Origin of the sequence: Pasteurella oralis (genome assembly GCF_042681465.1) — a bacterium.
GTDB lineage: Bacteria > Pseudomonadota > Gammaproteobacteria > Enterobacterales > Pasteurellaceae > Pasteurella > Pasteurella oralis.
The window spans coordinates 152,123-167,337 of record NZ_JBHUFP010000009.1 but is presented as its reverse complement, the minus strand read 5'-3'; the positions used below and the strand labels follow the sequence as shown (position 1 = coordinate 167,337).

The following is a 15,215-nucleotide window of genomic DNA, read 5'->3' as shown; positions in this document are numbered from 1 at the left end:
AATCTCCAAATACTATGTGTATGTTTAAGCCAATATCCGTCATATAAATCACGTTTAGATAAACGTTTAGGACTATGATGTAACACTTGCTGATTGCCAATGTAGATCGCTGCGTGATTTGGTACATCTGCCCCAACTTGCATTAGAATCACATCACCAACTTGTACCGCACTTTCGTCTTTTACTCGTTCAAAACCGTGCTTTTCCATGTTATCTAGATAGAGATTCTGACCGTCTTCCCACCAGAAATCATCTCTTTCAAAATCAGGGAAATCAACTCCAGCCAAGCGATAAAAATCGCGGAATAATGTGTAGCAATCTGTTTTGCCGTGAATAAAATCACGTCCCAGCAAGGGCGGAATAACAGGAAATTCGTGAAGCTCGTCATGACAAACAAGCCAGAAATCAAGATTTGAGAACATTTGAGTTTGCCGATCCATTGTTGATAGAAACGGCTTGCCGCTCGGGTGTGAATGAACAAGTGCGACAATACCGTCATATTCACTCGCTTTTAAGAAATCATCTGCTGAAATTTCAAAGTGATTCTCTTTATCTTCAGCAATATTTTCACAAGCGATGAAGATTTTTTCTTGACCATCAAAAACAACAAAGCCGCACATTTCGTACGGCTCACATTGTTTTGCGTAGTCGATTATTTGTTGTTTTAACATTGCTACCTCAATTTATTTACGGAAACAAATCCACCATAATTTCGCGTATTTTTTCTCAATGCGCACCCAGTCATTAAGCAACTACATTTATCTTTTTTCAGGTCTCGAGTAGGATTATCTTTTTCATCAGCAACAGGACCTCCCGTATAACCGCACTCTGCAGAGCGATACAGCCAACCACAGTGAATCCCGATTGTTCGAGAAGAAATCAACGCATTGTCTGTTTCTGTCGGCAGTGCCAACGTGAATACTGCGATGCCGCGTTTTAATGTAGAAAGTTGCTCAATAATATAAAACGTAGGCACACCTTGTGTTGGATCGGCATCTGGATTCCCGTCTTTAAAATTTACTGCGTCAAGATATTGCACATAGACTTGCCAACGCCGAACAATACCGCCCAAGCACTGTTCGAAGCGATTCACAATGCCAGTGACAAATCCGTTAAAATTCGCCAGTGTCAATTGTGGGCGATTTGACGGACCTTGACCTGACATTGAAAAGCCTGTCGCATTTGCACCAAAGGGTTGATATGTATTACCTTGCCATACAATAGGATTGAGCATTTCATTTGTACCAGCATAGAATCGATACAATTCACCATTCATGCCATTTTTATCTTTTAGACTGCGCAAATCGACTTCGAATAAGTCAATCATTGCATTTTGCTCGAGTTTAGCCAATTCAAGCTTCATCTCTGCACTCATTAGTTGTGGCATAATTTACCTCATTCTAAATTAGAAAACGCAGACGGATATTGCCTGCGTTTAATTTCTGACTCATATGCTGTTTTACAATGGTCCTTTTCCCAAAAAAACAGCTTTTCTATGCAAAAGAAAATAACTTTCCATTTCATTTTAGGTTGCTTTTCTAGCACCGCACCGCGATAAGCACGACTACTTAATGTTTCATCCGCACTACCCAGCATAAGCGCATTAAAAAGCTGATCGATGGCAACTAAAACATGATATAACCAGTATTTAAACTTGTTCATATGTCGCACTCCATCCTGTAGAGAAATCGTAATCAAGTGGATTTGTTGATTTCATCATCTCAATACGATGTTTTTCTGCATTAACATGATCTGAATTTTCAGTAACAACCATTTGTAAGAAGATTTCATCAAGTAAAGTGCGGTTCATTTTTACAAATGTATTATCTGCACATTTCCAATCAATTTCACCGATTTTATCGATGACTTTATCTAAACCAAGATACTTCGTTTTTTCTTCTTCGCCAGTCTGAAACCATTTACCAACACGCTCGATATAGACACCGCCTAAACCATTTTTATAGCGTTTTTCTTTGATAAGCTCCCAAACCTCATTTTGCTGTTCTGCGAGTTTAAGTTCATCAATAATCCACTTTTCACCATCCCACTTTTGCAATGTTGATTCTGGCTTAGTCACTAATTTAAACTCACCATTACACTCCACTATACAATGTGTATCGAGTATTGATTCATTCTCAATTTCAAGATCAAGCTCAATAAAATCATCTATATTGCTTGGTTTAGGAAAGATTTGATATTGATTCAAATCAATTTTTAAAAAATAAACTTTCATGCTTACACCTACGCTGCTGTGATTTTTTTCAAATACATATTAGATATGTCAATAATTCTTATTTGATTCGCGCTCACAAGCTCAACTTGGCAGTTTTTCCAGCCTCCAACGTATAAAGCGGCATGAAAATATTTACGGCCAGATGTATTAATTAACTCTTTACCAACAAACACTGAGACAGTGTATGTATCGACATTCTGTTGCAGCGAATGAGCTTGAGACCATTGAAAATAAAAAATAAGCGTCTTGTTTAAAATAGATTCAGATAATTCAAGAATACTTGTCGAGTGTTGCGTAACATTGCCGACCCAGACTTGTTTTGTTTCTTTTAGTTGCTCCATTTTGGAGTGAAGAAGTCCGACAGCATACTCACTAACTGGAACATTTCTTCTATTACCATTATATGAATTTGATATTTCTCCTTGATATCCAGCGGGTCCACGAATGTTAATTGTTCGTGGATTCTGCAATCCTTTGTTATTTGTCCAAGATAAATCACCATTTTCTGCTAAAATTGGAGTGAATGTTGCACCGTCTGAACCATTAATAGATTGGCCAGGATCGCCTTTTGGGCCTTTTAAATTAATGGGTGGTGGATTATTTAGATTACCGTTATTTGACCAAGACAATTCACCGTTTAAACTAACTGTTGGTGTAAATGTGAATCCATTATCTCCATTATCACCTCTTTCTCCAGGAATACCTTGCTTTCCATGTAACGAATCAATAAAATCCTGCTTTGATCCATTATTACCAACTTCTAGCCAAATTTGATATGCTGATTTTCCGTCATCGCCTCTTTCTCCTGGTTGACCAGTAGTATTACCAATTTCTTGTATTTTCTGTTCAAGTTCTTTAATTTTTTTGAGTACACTAAATATTTTTTCACTCACTGCTTGCGCAAAGTCAATTAGTCTTTTGTTTAAATTAGCCATTAAATTGCTCCAATTTTTTATCCAAGATAGCGACTAAATCTGGTACATCATCAATTAAATTGTCATCAGATGATATCTTTGACTCAGCTTTTTCAAAGACTTGTCTAAAAGTCAGCTCGAAATCAATATAAACTCCACTCTCAGTTGTTGAATACTTGTCACATACAACGACAATTTGATCGATTCTTTTTGGCGGTGTCCACAAAAAAGATTTCCATCCAGCATGCGTTAATAAAAAATTCATCAAGTTATTAATTTCAGCCTCTTCTCTTATTCGATGTAATCTAACAACAATGTTGAACGTTTCTGAAATATAATTTAAACCATTTTTTAATCTTTGTTCGTAGCCATCACCAAACTGGGTGACAGTCACATTTGGAGTGACTTCAGTAGTCATTCCCCATTGTGATTTCCAATTAAATTTTTTTAACATAAACTACCCACTTAACATTCCACCAGCACGAGATTCATTAGAAAGAACTTCATAAACTTGTGCTTTTGTTGCTTTAGCAATCATACTAGCAAGTTCTTTATTATTCGCATTGTTAGAATCAAAGTTATTCGTTTGATTAATAACAACAGTTTTAGACGATCCACCACCCAAAGCTTTGTTCAAATTCTCATTACTTGTAATCTGACCGCTAGCACCTGGTACGAAGATTTCTGGACCTTTCTCACCGACGAGATACGCGCGTCCACCACCAACAGGACCGCCCATTGCGCGCGCACCAGATAGGGTAATGCTTGTTAATTGGTTTAAAACATTTGCCCCAGCAGTGGCAACCGCTGCCATATTTGCGAATTTCTGTGCTGGCGTGACTGCTGTCGGATCGTTCATTGCTTTCATTATCGCTGCATGTAAATGCAACATAGATTCAGCAATTTGAAAGCTCTTAGAAAGTGCGAACATAGCTCTATAAGCTGATGAATTTCTACCACTTGTTGATTCTATCAATCCAGCAATTCCGTCAAATAAAGAAGCAGCAGAACTTAATTGAGATTGCACTGTTGCACGATCTAAATCTTCTTTGCGTTGTCTGTAAGCGTCTTCAATTGCTGCTTTCGCTTGTTCGAATTCTTGAACATTTAATAATTGTTGTGCATGCAACTCTTTTGCTTTCGCTAACTGCTCATCTCGTGTGATATCGTTTTGAATGTATGGATCGTTACCGCTTCCACGAATCTCATTAAAAAACGACCGCACTTTATCTTCACGTTCTTGCTGCTCACGTCTAAGCTTTTCTGCCTGATCACTCATTGCTTTATCAAAAGCTTGATTTTCAAGTTCAAAATAATGCTTGCGTAACTCAAGTGCAGATGAAAAACCTTTCGCGCGCGCTTCTTTTTCCGAGATCGCCATTTGTTGAATTTTTTTTAGTTGTAGCTGATGATTTAATTCAATTTTCTGTGTTTCGGTTGCATATCTAAGATCAAGTGCAGAAAGCTGATCTTGAGATAATGATTTAATTGCACCCGTTTTTTTACTCTCAGACTTAGTGAGTTCAGACATTGCTTTCTCATACTGTGCAGTAACTTTGTCTGAGTGTGCTTTTCTCAATTCTTCAATGTTGTTAAAGCCTTGTTCTTTAATCTGCTTCTCACTTAACGTGAACGATTTAATTAAATTGAGATCTTTCTGATATTGCTCTGTGAGCTTCTGCTCACGAGTTGCCAAGCGTTTATTTAACGCATTCAATGATTCCAAGCTTGAATCTTGTCTATTTTTAAGCTCTAGTTCTTGCTTGATCTTATTTGCTTCGTCGGCTTTCTGTTTTGCATCAGCTTCTTTCTTATCAAGCTCGCTCTTAGATTTTTTGAGATTTTCTCTAACTTTTTCGAGTTCTTCGCTTGTAAACTTCAGTGCTTCGTGTAAGCCATCATTACCGCCATTTACTTTGATTTTTTCTTCTAAACTTTTCTTACTTTTCTCAAGAATATCAAGCTGTTTTTCAAGCGTTGCAATGTGATTTTCAAGGCTAGGACCTCGCATAGTCTCAGTTAACCACAAAAATGCTTTAGCTAAACCATTTACAGATTTTTTAAAAATATCTGTTGCACCAGTTGCTTTCGCAAATTCTTCTTTTAATTCATCAGTTGCTTGACTTAATGTATCTAAAGCACCAGATACTGTATCTTTAGCAGCTGCTTCACCCGCACCACCAACACGCTTTTGTAGTTCATGTAAAATGATTTCTTGCGCTTTTGCTTTCTCACCAGATTCAATGAATTTTTTAATTAATTCTTGCTGTGATTCTGAAAGTTCGATCCCTTTTCTTTTCAGAATCGATACCGCTTCGGTTGGTGTTTCTAATGCGCGACCGAGGTTTCTCGCCTCGCTCGCCACATCTGTTTTAAACACTTCCGCCATATCTTGTGCAAGACTGATCGTCTGTTTAAAGATATCACCCGTTACGCTTTTAAATGTCATTAAGACAGACATTGCATTGCGAATACCGTCAGTGCTTGCAAGTGTGTTCATCGCGACAGAACGAGCAAACTTATCTAACTCGCTCGCAGTAAAACCGACAGCCGCACCGGTTGCTTTTAATTGCGCTTCTGTGCGAGCCATGTACCTTTCTGTTTGAGCATAAACATGAATCCCTTGCATAGCAGCAGCGGCAGCAGCAGCTAATGCAGCAGCAGCGACACTAGCTGCCAATCCCAATCCACGCAATGCGACTTTAGTTATATCAATGCTGCCTTTAGACTTACCCAGTCCACCAAGCGAATTTCTTGCTCTGTTGATTTCTTCAGTGAATTTCGCTGTTTCAGCAGTCAACTTGATTTTTAAATTGCTAATCTGATTCAATTCTCAATACTCCTGCAGTTGCGCCGCTTGCGTCTTCAATTTGTGCATCTGTCATTTCGCTATTTCTAACAACATGATTTAACACAGAAAAGTCTTGTGCACTTGAAATAGCTTTACCCGCAGCAACGTTATAAGCTGAACTCACGATCGACGACTGCGCATAGTCGATCATCTCTAACATAAACGGTCTTTTTCCGAAGTATTTGCACCAAAAAAAATACTCCGAGATTGACATTTCTCGGAGCATTCTTTTAAAGTCTGGACGTCTAAACTCATGTGCTAACTTCAAAATAAAGTCGAGTTCAGCTTCTAAACGTTTTTTTGTTCACCACTTTCCTCGTCATCTTCCGATTTTTCGACTTTCGGAAACTCACAAACATCTTGCACTTTATCAAGTAAAGTTAGAATGTCTGCGTGTGTGAAGTTATTCAGTAGATAATTTTGGATTTCATCAACTGTTTTTTCTTTTTCTGCGTAAGACATCGAAATCGCAATCAAGCGAGTATTAACAAACAGATTTAACTTGTTCGCTTGATTTAGCTTGCGATTTAATTCTTTTTCTGTGTCAGATTCAGCGATATTTTCTGGCTTTTCTAACTCGTTCATGTACTCAACATAATTGAGATAGTCTAGCGCAGAGATTGCAGACAATTGAATTGCTGCACCGTTTAGTGTGAACTCAACTTTCTTCAACATGATTATTCATCTCCAGCGTTGTTGTTTTCTGCTAATGACGGTTTGCCGACATTTGTTAACTTGATCGTGCGTGTCATTGTTTCGTTTTGCGGCACCGTCTTACCAAGTGAAGATACCCATGCATAATAGACGTCACGAGTTCCATTCGGATATTTCACCATGTAGTATGTTTTCTTGCCTGAATCAAAATCGCTCACAATTGCTTGTTGTGCAGTATCGCCCGGCAACCACGCAAGCGTGATTGATGTTTCACCGGCAGACTTCGCACCCTGTGATGTACCTTTCCATTCTGCGTTGGCGTCGTCTAAATAGTTATCTTCATAACTTTCTGCTGTGATTTCGCCCGGTTGCAACTCTTTGATTTTCGCAATGCGATCCCAGTTAGCGTCTTTTTTAACTTCGTTAACTTGTAACACACCGCCCACAACCACAGTTGCTTCTTTTTCGTTTTTCAAACGATAGAATAGTGTGCCAGCACCTTTCATTGGTGTGATTTTTTTATTTGTACTCATTCTTGATCTCCGAATGTGTAAGTAATGGTGTATTGAATATCCGCTGCGATCCACGTTCCACTTTCTTCATCTTGCTCATAATCGAACGCAGAGAAAGTCACGCTTTCAGTCAAGCTGGACAATGAAGATTCAACGATATTTGAATCAAGAATTTGCTGTGCGAGTTTATCTAAGCTGTCTTCACGTGCAGCAGACTTCATCATCAAGTAAACGTGTAACGTCCCAGAATTAGTGCCATCAAGATAGCCTGTGGGCGTTACATTACTGATAAAAACTGCAACTGCAGGTGAGCTATTTTGAATGTCAATAAAAGAAGGTTTCCCATTGATCACTTCTTTCACTTTCTTGAAGTGCTTTGATATTTCTGCAACAAGTACTTTTCTAATATCTGTATGAATCTTCATCTATTTTTCACCACTAATTGAATTTGATGTTCTAGAGCCGTCTTCATTTCTTTTGGCATTTCTTTCTCAAGTGCCTTTTTCACTTCGCTGTGAAAAGCTTCTGTTAACGGCTTAACTAACGGAATTTTGACAACATCGATTGGATAGCGCGCTTTTCCTTTTCTCTGCAGAACGTGAACGCGACCATTTGGTAGTTTCTGAATAAACGCGCGCTCATAAAAGCGTTTACCGACTTTTAATTGTCCACGACGCTTACCACGTGTTAAAAAAGGACTACCTTTACCAGCCACTAGCCTGATTACTGAAAGACTGCGACGGTTAACTTTAATAAACGCAGACAAACGAGACAGCTTGGCTTTTTCAAGTTCTGCACGTCCTTTAATTAACTTTTTCGGCACATCTGCTTCTTTTGCAGCAGTAGCAATACTGCGCACCATCACTTTTGCACCCACTTTATTAATTGCTCTGGCCGTTGCTTTCGGCACTGCTTTTTTATTCAGATTTTCAAGCTTTTTTTGCGCTTGTTTAATGTCATCTTCAAAAGCCATTAGTATTTCGCATTCTCTTCTAATTGAAGAATGATCAAGCCGTCATTGATTGTGAAACTTGTAACAAGATATTCCACATCACCAATTTGTACGACATCGTTCTTTCTCGGTTCATAACCTTGCTTTTTATACAAAGTAAGCGTGCGAACAATACCGTTCATTGGTTCAAATTCTTTCGGTGTTTCGTCATAAACAGCTTGATATTCTTCATCGTTAATTAGATACGTTGACATCATCGTTTTTTCAATCGCTTGATCCGCTAATGCCAACGCTTGATCGAATGGGCTAGACATTGAGTTTTACATCAACTTCAGTAGATGATGTACCCGAATCGCTCCATGCTTTACCCAGCATTTTATGCGAACCTTTAGTTGTAGTTGCTTCACCTGCATTTTCATCCCAATAAAGCAACACACCTTTTTTAATGTCTTCTGATTGTTTTGCTTTCACATTGAAAACACCAGTAACACGTAAAACGCCTTGTGTTTTATTTTCAACATCTGTGATAGCAATGCCTACCATTTCTCCAACAACTACAACATCACCACTTTTCACTGATTTAGTTGCAGTAAAACGTAATGTGTCACCGTCTTGAATATAATTTTTAGCCATGATTTTTAGATCCTATTTTTTAAAAAAAGAAACCGCACTTTTTACAGTGCGGCTTGGAATTTTGCTTTATTAGCCTTGGTTAGTTACTTTCACGATACCGCGAGGATCGATGACATCCACACCAGCATCGATACGCACTTTACTTACTACGCCATCAACCGTGAAACCGTCTTGTTGTTCAAGGTATGGCTGATCTGCACCATCTAAGTAGTTCACTTCAATTGCTTGAGAGTTGATTAAGTACCAAGATAAGGCATCTGCAACTTGTAAGTGTTGCGATTTAATCACTTCGGCGAAGTTGTTGATTGGATTGATAATGCCAGAGTTAGTCTCTGCGCCTTCAACACTTGTTGAGCCAACAATTTGTTTTGCTTTTGTTGCAAGCGATGTTGGCGCAAGCAAGAATTCAGGTTCAATTAACAATGGCTGTTTGTCACCATCCAAGTGACCATTCATTAATTGAATAGCCTTATCGATAGTTGTTACATCCATTTTAGTGCCGGAACCAGTCAATAAGTTTTTACGATCTGCACTAAACAACACTTTTCCGTCTTGCCATTTGCCGTTTGACGTAATCAAGTTGTAAACAAGTTTGGCAACCGTCGCACGAGCAGATTTACCCATCAAGAACGGAATACGAGTTAACATACTCATATCATCATTGATGATTGCTTGGCGAGTGATAGAAAACAACTTACCGTAAGTTGCGATAGCAACAGCAACTTGTTTATCACCGATAGTGCCGTATGTGTATTCTTCACCTTCACTCACAACTGGAAGTGATCCGAATTCAGTTAAGCCAACACGGTTATGTTTGCGGAAGTCTGATACAGATCCTTTCGTTGTGAATTTATCGAAGTTATCCGTTGCAACCGCCCAACCCTCTAACACTGATTTATGTGCCACATCTAACAAGATAGAACCGAAGTCACTAGAAGAATGAGTAAATGCCAACCCAACAATGCTCATCGCATTCATACCGCTGATACTCACGCCACGATCTGCGATTGACGCACGTGCTAATTCGCGTAATGTCATGCCGTTGTATGCGTTGTCTTTCTCAATTTCTGCTTTACCAGCACGCGCTAACAATGAGTTTTTAACGCTATCGCCAACAATGTTACCGTTATCAACATAACCGCCATTGGCACTTGGTGTTGTATTCGCACCGAGTTTCGCAAGTAATTTATCTTTTGCTTGTTCTGCAGTGATATTCACATCTGATAAGCATTCGATAAGTAAGTCTTGTTGATCAGAAAACGGTGCAAATACTGATTTAATATCTGCAATGCGTTTTTCGGCTTGTGCTTTAATTTCAGCAGAATTATCAACAACAACCTTTTCTGGTTGAGTATTAACTACCGCTGGTTGCGCTTGTGCTGGTTGCGCTTGTGCTTGTTGTGTTGTCTGAGCTTTTGGCGAGAACAACATTTCTTTTACTGCTTTTGGCATATTTGAGAACTCCTCTAAACGTTTTGAATTAAGTGTTGCCATCGCCTTGACAGGCTCGACAAATTGATCTGCGAAACCGTGTTCAACGCATTCTTTACCATTGAGCCACGTTTCTTCTGCTAGCATTTCTGCTAATTCTTCCGCACTTTTACCCGTTTTCTTGGTATAAGCGGAAATAAGTGTTTCCTCGATTTTATCGAGTAAATCTGCGTACTTGCGCATATCTTCGGCATCACCACCCTGAATCCCCCAAGGCTTGTGAATCATCATCATGGCGTTTTCTGGCATAATGACAACATCACCCACCATTGCGATAACACTTGCCATTGAAGCGGCTAATCCGTCGATATACACAATTTTCTTTGCTGTGTGATTGTTCAGTAAATTGAAGATCGCCATGCCGTCAAATACTGAACCGCCCGGAGAGTGAATGTGAAGATTAATTTTTTTCACATTCCCAAGATCTTTTAATTGTTTTGCGAATGCTTTCGCACTAATTCCCCAGCCACCGATCTCGTCATAAATTGAAATTTCGGCTGTGTCATTTGCACCCGCTTTGATTGAAAACCAGCTCTGCGTATCGTTATTCATCTGAACGCTTGCCGCCGCCATCGTCACTGTTAGTGCCATCGCTGTTTTTTTCTTCATGTTTATTTCCTTGTGATGTATTAGTTAAATCTGTGTCGAATTTAAGACCTTTATCGCGGTTTTCTTGAACTTCCACTATGCGTCTGCGTTTCACTTCCGCTGGATTATGTCCACTCGCTCTTACCGCTTGACTTTCAGTTGCTAGACCACCACGAATACGAGTAGCCCAAGCCTGTGCCTCTTTCATTGGGTCGATCCAAGGCATTACAGGACCTGAATAAACCGCATTGAATAGCATTGATTGATCAACTTCTAATGGCACTTTAATTTCACCGCATAAGACAGCCATTTTTAGCCACTCTCGATAGACAGGTCGTGAAATGTGCGCGACAAAGTGATCTTGCAATACCGCGTAACCTTCGAAGCTTTCCACCAGTTCTTGGCGTTGACTTGAGTATGTGCCGTTATAGTCTCGAGCAATACTTGAGTAACTGGATCGAGTACCCGCTGCAGTCGCTCTTAATTGACCGTTTCTGAAATTCTCAAGATTGACATTCGGACGGTTTGAGTTAATCAATCCGATATCTTCACCTGGTTTCAGATCATCAATCACTGCACCTGGGGCAATATCAAACAGGCGTGGTTCATCGTTTTGCTCCTCATCGCCATAGAGTGCAGCATCACCTTTTTTAATGTACATCGTCATTGCCGCTGCAATACGTGCAGCAACACGTTCTGATTCTTCATAGTCTTTTAAATCAGCAAGGCGAATCATTACACCGTGCAACATTGAAATACCACGCAACTGATGAAGTCGCTTGCGTAAAGCGAGGTGCAACATATTCTCTGCAGCAACAGTTTTCACTTTGCCGTAGGTTTTTACTGATTCTTGCGGATTATCAAGAAAAACTTGATATGCAATTGGTCTACGCCAAGCGTTCAAGTGAATGCCTTGCACTAGCTTTTGCGATAGATCGTTATTCATTGGAATGAAATCAGGCTCTAATGCTTCCAGTGCGAATTGTGTTTTTGTACCATACTCAAATCCATAGACTTTACCTCGTACTAATTGTAAAAACACTTCACCGTCGCGCAACCAAGTGCGTAACAACATCCGCTCTAGCATTGGTCGAGTGTACATTCCCGTCACCTCAGGTGATACGGACCATTCCGCCCACTTTGTACGAATTTGTTCTGCTAGTTCCTCGTTGACCTCACCGTTTAAATTAAGTGGCTGCGGTTCAATGTGAATGCCTTTTGAACCAATAACACGTTCTTCCATTTTGTCTAAAATGCCGATAACAATGTCGTGATCTTGATCTAATGCTCTGGCTTGTTCGCGTAAACTGACCGCACTTTGTTTAATGCTAGTATTTGCTGCACTTTTCTCACGTTTTGCTTTATGCGTTCGATTCGGCATGGCGGCTTCATAAGCATTAAACGCCAAGCGAGATCGTGCACGTTGAGCCGCCCAGCTAGGCGAGAATACTGCAATTGCTTTTTCAATTAATTTCATACAAATCTCGCATATTTAATTCTGTGTTTTTTCGACTGCTGTCCAGTTTGTGCTAGCAATTCGTCAAGCATTGCTTGATAACGATCTCTTTGCTTCGATAATTCACTAATTTGAAAACTTACCGATCTGCCGTTAAAGCTCACTTGGCTTTGCGCGTTTTCGATCTTTTCATCAAGTGCTTTTATCTTTTGTTTTAGTTCTTCTGCTGTGTAGATCACAACCACCCCCCAGATTTTCCACCACCAAGCCAACTGCTTTTTTTCTTCGCTCGTGGTTTTGATTGCTTCGATACAACTTCTTCTACAATGTCGCTTTGCGCATTTCGTGAAACAGGATCATTACGAATCACTTCGGAATTAATTTCAGGTAATCTCGCCCAAGTCGGCACGTCTTTTTCATCACCCCATTTGATCCGCTCATAACCTCGCAGTAGTGCGATGGCATGCGCATAACAAAACAAGTCGAATGCTTCGTTGTTACCTTTACCAGGTTTCCGCCACTTGCCGTCAGGTCCTCTTTCTTCATACGTCAATTCATTAAAAAACCACTCACCAATCCACTCTGGAAAGTGAATATAATTAGCCCCCGCAGTTTCACGTGCGAGGGCATTATTAATGCGATCTTTTAATAAATCAGTTTGAAGTAAGTAGAGTGGTACATCACCACGTGCAGAAGCTCGACGATCTGAGCGCGTAGTATTATCCGGATAGCTTTTAGTGATTAATTTCTGTCGTTTTGTTGAGTCACCTTTGACTAGATAGACTTGCTTTGATTTACCATTACGTCTGCAACGTCGCCAGAATTTATACGCATTGTCAGTTACACCTTCTTCACCACCACTATCCACCGCCATTGCTAAGATCGGCATTAGGTGATTCTTGTTATAAACAAGCGGGTATTTCTTTTCGAGCACATCAGAAATGAGAATGTCCCAGTCTTCAGGAATCCGCGGATCAATCTCTTTCGTTTCACCGTGTTCATCAGGTCGAGTAAAAGAGATGTTATAACGATCAATTAGCCAACGTTCACCACTTTCACCATAGCCCACGATCTGAACAACAAAGCGACGTTTTTTACCGCCTTGTACGTCCACTGCAGCAATTAAAAACCGGCAATTTTCCGGCACTGTTTTTTCTTCGACTTCTTCTCGACGTTCCATTAATTCATCAGATCGTCGTTGTTCAAGTGCGGAGCGTGGAAGATATGGTAATCCGCAGTCAGTATTTGTAACTGCTTTTAGAGTTTCCTCGCTTCCTGTCATTTCATATTCATGTTCTGCAGTTAATAACTTATATATTAATTGCTCCCACTTTTGATAACCGGCAGCGGGACCTTCAAGCCAAAAAGAAGCAATACGTGTATTTCTTCCTTTTCCTTTAATTTTCCCTTTCTTATCTATTGTTTGCCCTTCTTTAAGCCAAACACCTTTTATATTTAACTCGCGTTTTAGCGATGGTTCGATTAAGTTTTGACAATGAGGACATTGCAATCGTGCTTTTTCGCTGGCTTTTACAAAGTCATCATCATTTCTATAACCAGTCATATTCGCCATGCTTGGTTCAAAGTATTCTTTACAATGTGGGCATGGCCAATAAAAGCGACGTCTGTCGCCCCGGTTATATAAGCTTAAAATCCCCGTTGTAGGTGGTGCTTCATGTGTTGATTTTGGATGATGTTTAAGATCAACAATGTCCTTTCCGGGTGAGCTTTCAACAAGCGTCATTCCTGATGACATAAATGTCGTGGTACGTTTTGACGCAAGAGAAAAGCCGTCACCCTCACCGTCAACATCATCAGGCCAGCGATCGTAATCAGTCAGCGCGACGTATTTGTAGTCAGACGACGACAAGACATTAATAGATGGCCATCCGATTTTTAATAAGTTTCCAGCACGAAAATATTTATCATGCACGTTATTATCGTTTTTGCGCGGACTTAGTCTTTTTGTGACTTCTGGAGAACAGCGGAAAGTACGATCCAACCTTTTTCGGCTATGTTCACTCGCTTTTTCTTGCGTTAATTGAACAAGTAAAAAGTCTGACGGATCACAGATAATTGAATAAGTGATCCAACCGTCAATTAATCCGATCGTTTTACCTGTTCGCGCAGGACCAACAAAAACAACCGCGTCGTATTCACGAGAACTTAAACAATCCATTGGCTCAATTAAATAACCTACGGTGTCTTTATCCCATTTGATAGAATTTCCACCACCAATGGGGACACGCATATATTCATAGACTGCTTCAGATACTTTCATTCGACGCGGTGCTTTCACTGAACTCGCTATATCTCGTCGAATATCTTTAGTAGATGCAAACATGGTTAATCCTCTGAATCATCATGATTGTTGTTTTGAATATGTAATGCCATTTGATCTCTTAGATCATCAATAATTTGTTGTACTCGCATAAGTGCTTTCGGTTGAAGTGCCGCGTCACGTTCTAAAATATCCGGCAATGTTTCTAATGTTTGAACTACCGCTTTTGCTAAAGCACTCATTTCTTGTGCAACTTCAAAAGCTGGAATTAACTCGCCCGTATCACGTTCGTACTTCAATCTTTCGTTCTCGGCTTGCCAAAAAGCTTTACGATCAAGTGGCATTAATGAATCGACATCCGTCGACATCTTTTCAGTTAACCCCATTCTGATTAAATCAGATAGAGAATAAAGTTTTAATTTTGAATTACTGCCAATTGCTGGCTTTAAACTAGAAACACGCTGAGATACCGTCTGGCGGTGCATTCCAACCAGTTCAGCTATCTGATTTATGTTTAATTTTATGTCGAATAAATTATCCATAATCTAAAAAACCCACTGATTAAAATTCTGAAAAAACTGATTAAAAATGCAACAAAAACCCGGATGATGATGATGACTGAAAATTCGAAAAACTGCCGAAAACCGCGA

General features: G+C 39.8%; 19 protein-coding genes. All 19 read right to left on the bottom strand.

Annotation, left to right across the window (positions count from 1 at the left end; all coding sequences use genetic code 11):
* Positions 1-671 (bottom strand): C40 family peptidase (locus ACFSAV_RS07535; RefSeq protein WP_379098041.1); only part of this gene is annotated, 671 nt, incomplete at its 3' end.
* 2 nt (positions 672-673) lie between these two features.
* Entirely contained in the window at positions 674-1,387 is a 714-nt protein-coding gene (locus ACFSAV_RS07530) for a phage minor tail protein L (protein WP_379098040.1), read from the bottom strand.
* 8 nt (positions 1,388-1,395) lie between these two features.
* Positions 1,396-1,662 carry a DNA helicase UvrD gene (locus tag ACFSAV_RS07525; RefSeq protein WP_379098038.1) on the bottom strand — a complete coding sequence of 89 codons (267 nt, stop codon included), beginning with the start codon at positions 1,660-1,662 and terminating at the stop codon, positions 1,396-1,398.
* Positions 1,649-2,233: a DUF4376 domain-containing protein gene (locus tag ACFSAV_RS07520; protein ID WP_379098035.1), complete on the bottom strand. Its 585-nt coding sequence runs from the start codon at positions 2,231-2,233 to the stop codon at positions 1,649-1,651. Before ACFSAV_RS07520 ends, ACFSAV_RS07525 begins: the two co-directional genes overlap by 14 nt.
* Positions 2,234-2,241: 8 nt before the next feature.
* Positions 2,242-3,168 (bottom strand): hypothetical protein, encoded by a 927-nt coding sequence (locus ACFSAV_RS07515; RefSeq protein ID WP_379098032.1) that lies wholly within the window; start codon positions 3,166-3,168, stop codon positions 2,242-2,244.
* The gene (locus ACFSAV_RS07510; protein WP_379098029.1) at positions 3,161-3,601 is read right to left on the bottom strand and encodes a phage tail protein; all 441 of its coding nucleotides are present in this window, start codon (positions 3,599-3,601) and stop codon (positions 3,161-3,163) included. The genes ACFSAV_RS07515 and ACFSAV_RS07510 overlap by 8 nt, the downstream gene beginning before the upstream one ends.
* 3 nt (positions 3,602-3,604) lie before the next feature.
* The gene (locus tag ACFSAV_RS07505; protein WP_379098026.1) at positions 3,605-5,977 is read right to left on the bottom strand and encodes a phage tail length tape measure family protein; all 2,373 of its coding nucleotides are present in this window, start codon (positions 5,975-5,977) and stop codon (positions 3,605-3,607) included.
* Positions 5,964-6,158 (bottom strand): hypothetical protein, encoded by a 195-nt coding sequence (locus ACFSAV_RS11775; RefSeq protein WP_005725471.1) that lies wholly within the window; start codon positions 6,156-6,158, stop codon positions 5,964-5,966. Before ACFSAV_RS11775 ends, ACFSAV_RS07505 begins: the two co-directional genes overlap by 14 nt.
* A 128-nt stretch (positions 6,159-6,286) precedes the next feature.
* Positions 6,287-6,673, bottom strand: coding sequence for a phage tail protein (locus ACFSAV_RS07495; RefSeq protein WP_379098020.1), 387 nt, complete (start codon positions 6,671-6,673; stop codon positions 6,287-6,289).
* A gap of 2 nt (positions 6,674-6,675) precedes the next feature.
* Complete coding sequence (locus tag ACFSAV_RS07490; RefSeq protein WP_379098017.1) at positions 6,676-7,185, bottom strand: phage tail tube protein; 510 nt, start codon at positions 7,183-7,185, stop codon at positions 6,676-6,678.
* On the bottom strand, positions 7,182-7,589 hold the full coding sequence (gene gpU / locus ACFSAV_RS07485; protein ID WP_379098014.1) for a phage tail terminator protein: 408 nt from the start codon (positions 7,587-7,589) through the stop codon (positions 7,182-7,184). Before gpU ends, ACFSAV_RS07490 begins: the two co-directional genes overlap by 4 nt.
* Positions 7,586-8,137 carry a phage tail protein gene (locus ACFSAV_RS07480; RefSeq protein ID WP_379098012.1) on the bottom strand — a complete coding sequence of 184 codons (552 nt, stop codon included), beginning with the start codon at positions 8,135-8,137 and terminating at the stop codon, positions 7,586-7,588. Before ACFSAV_RS07480 ends, gpU begins: the two co-directional genes overlap by 4 nt.
* A complete protein-coding gene (locus ACFSAV_RS07475) occupies positions 8,137-8,430 on the bottom strand; it encodes a hypothetical protein (protein ID WP_379098009.1) in 294 nt (97 codons plus the stop codon). Before ACFSAV_RS07475 ends, ACFSAV_RS07480 begins: the two co-directional genes overlap by 1 nt.
* Positions 8,423-8,749: a DUF2190 family protein gene (locus ACFSAV_RS07470; RefSeq protein ID WP_379098002.1), complete on the bottom strand. Its 327-nt coding sequence runs from the start codon at positions 8,747-8,749 to the stop codon at positions 8,423-8,425. Before ACFSAV_RS07470 ends, ACFSAV_RS07475 begins: the two co-directional genes overlap by 8 nt.
* A 69-nt stretch (positions 8,750-8,818) precedes the next feature.
* Positions 8,819-10,849: a ClpP-like prohead protease/major capsid protein fusion protein gene (locus ACFSAV_RS07465; RefSeq protein ID WP_379097999.1), complete on the bottom strand. Its 2,031-nt coding sequence runs from the start codon at positions 10,847-10,849 to the stop codon at positions 8,819-8,821.
* On the bottom strand, positions 10,785-12,305 hold the full coding sequence (locus ACFSAV_RS07460; protein ID WP_379097996.1) for a phage portal protein: 1,521 nt from the start codon (positions 12,303-12,305) through the stop codon (positions 10,785-10,787). Before ACFSAV_RS07460 ends, ACFSAV_RS07465 begins: the two co-directional genes overlap by 65 nt.
* A complete protein-coding gene (locus ACFSAV_RS07455) occupies positions 12,302-12,523 on the bottom strand; it encodes a hypothetical protein (protein ID WP_379097993.1) in 222 nt (73 codons plus the stop codon). Before ACFSAV_RS07455 ends, ACFSAV_RS07460 begins: the two co-directional genes overlap by 4 nt.
* On the bottom strand, positions 12,520-14,628 hold the full coding sequence (locus ACFSAV_RS07450) for a phage terminase large subunit family protein (protein WP_379097990.1): 2,109 nt from the start codon (positions 14,626-14,628) through the stop codon (positions 12,520-12,522). The genes ACFSAV_RS07455 and ACFSAV_RS07450 overlap by 4 nt, the downstream gene beginning before the upstream one ends.
* A gap of 2 nt (positions 14,629-14,630) precedes the next feature.
* Entirely contained in the window at positions 14,631-15,107 is a 477-nt protein-coding gene (locus tag ACFSAV_RS07445; RefSeq protein ID WP_061406081.1) for a DUF1441 family protein, read from the bottom strand.
* Between the last annotated feature and the right edge of the window lie 108 nt (positions 15,108-15,215).

Excerpts from the sequence above, each read along its gene's own strand:
- ACFSAV_RS07480 (WP_379098012.1), bottom strand. The coding sequence starts at position 8,137 with ATGGCTTTTGAAGATGACATTAAACAAGCGCAAAAAAAGCTTGAAAAT.
- ACFSAV_RS07445 (WP_061406081.1), bottom strand. The coding sequence starts at position 15,107 with ATGGATAATTTATTCGACATAAAATTAAACATAAATCAGATAGCTGAA.
- ACFSAV_RS07510 (WP_379098029.1), bottom strand. The coding sequence starts at position 3,601 with ATGTTAAAAAAATTTAATTGGAAATCACAATGGGGAATGACTACTGAA.
- ACFSAV_RS07460 (WP_379097996.1), bottom strand. The coding sequence starts at position 12,305 with ATGAAATTAATTGAAAAAGCAATTGCAGTATTCTCGCCTAGCTGGGCG.
- ACFSAV_RS07515 (WP_379098032.1), bottom strand. The coding sequence starts at position 3,168 with ATGGCTAATTTAAACAAAAGACTAATTGACTTTGCGCAAGCAGTGAGT.
- gpU (WP_379098014.1), bottom strand. The coding sequence starts at position 7,589 with ATGAAGATTCATACAGATATTAGAAAAGTACTTGTTGCAGAAATATCA.
- ACFSAV_RS07525 (WP_379098038.1), bottom strand. The coding sequence starts at position 1,662 with ATGAACAAGTTTAAATACTGGTTATATCATGTTTTAGTTGCCATCGAT.
- ACFSAV_RS07475 (WP_379098009.1), bottom strand. The coding sequence starts at position 8,430 with ATGTCTAGCCCATTCGATCAAGCGTTGGCATTAGCGGATCAAGCGATT.
- ACFSAV_RS11775 (WP_005725471.1), bottom strand. The coding sequence starts at position 6,158 with ATGTTAGAGATGATCGACTATGCGCAGTCGTCGATCGTGAGTTCAGCT.
- ACFSAV_RS07490 (WP_379098017.1), bottom strand. The coding sequence starts at position 7,185 with ATGAGTACAAATAAAAAAATCACACCAATGAAAGGTGCTGGCACACTA.
- ACFSAV_RS07530 (WP_379098040.1), bottom strand. The coding sequence starts at position 1,387 with ATGCCACAACTAATGAGTGCAGAGATGAAGCTTGAATTGGCTAAACTC.
- ACFSAV_RS07495 (WP_379098020.1), bottom strand. The coding sequence starts at position 6,673 with ATGTTGAAGAAAGTTGAGTTCACACTAAACGGTGCAGCAATTCAATTG.
- ACFSAV_RS07470 (WP_379098002.1), bottom strand. The coding sequence starts at position 8,749 with ATGGCTAAAAATTATATTCAAGACGGTGACACATTACGTTTTACTGCA.
- ACFSAV_RS07450 (WP_379097990.1), bottom strand. The coding sequence starts at position 14,628 with ATGTTTGCATCTACTAAAGATATTCGACGAGATATAGCGAGTTCAGTG.
- ACFSAV_RS07465 (WP_379097999.1), bottom strand. The coding sequence starts at position 10,849 with ATGAAGAAAAAAACAGCGATGGCACTAACAGTGACGATGGCGGCGGCA.
- ACFSAV_RS07520 (WP_379098035.1), bottom strand. The coding sequence starts at position 2,233 with ATGAAAGTTTATTTTTTAAAAATTGATTTGAATCAATATCAAATCTTT.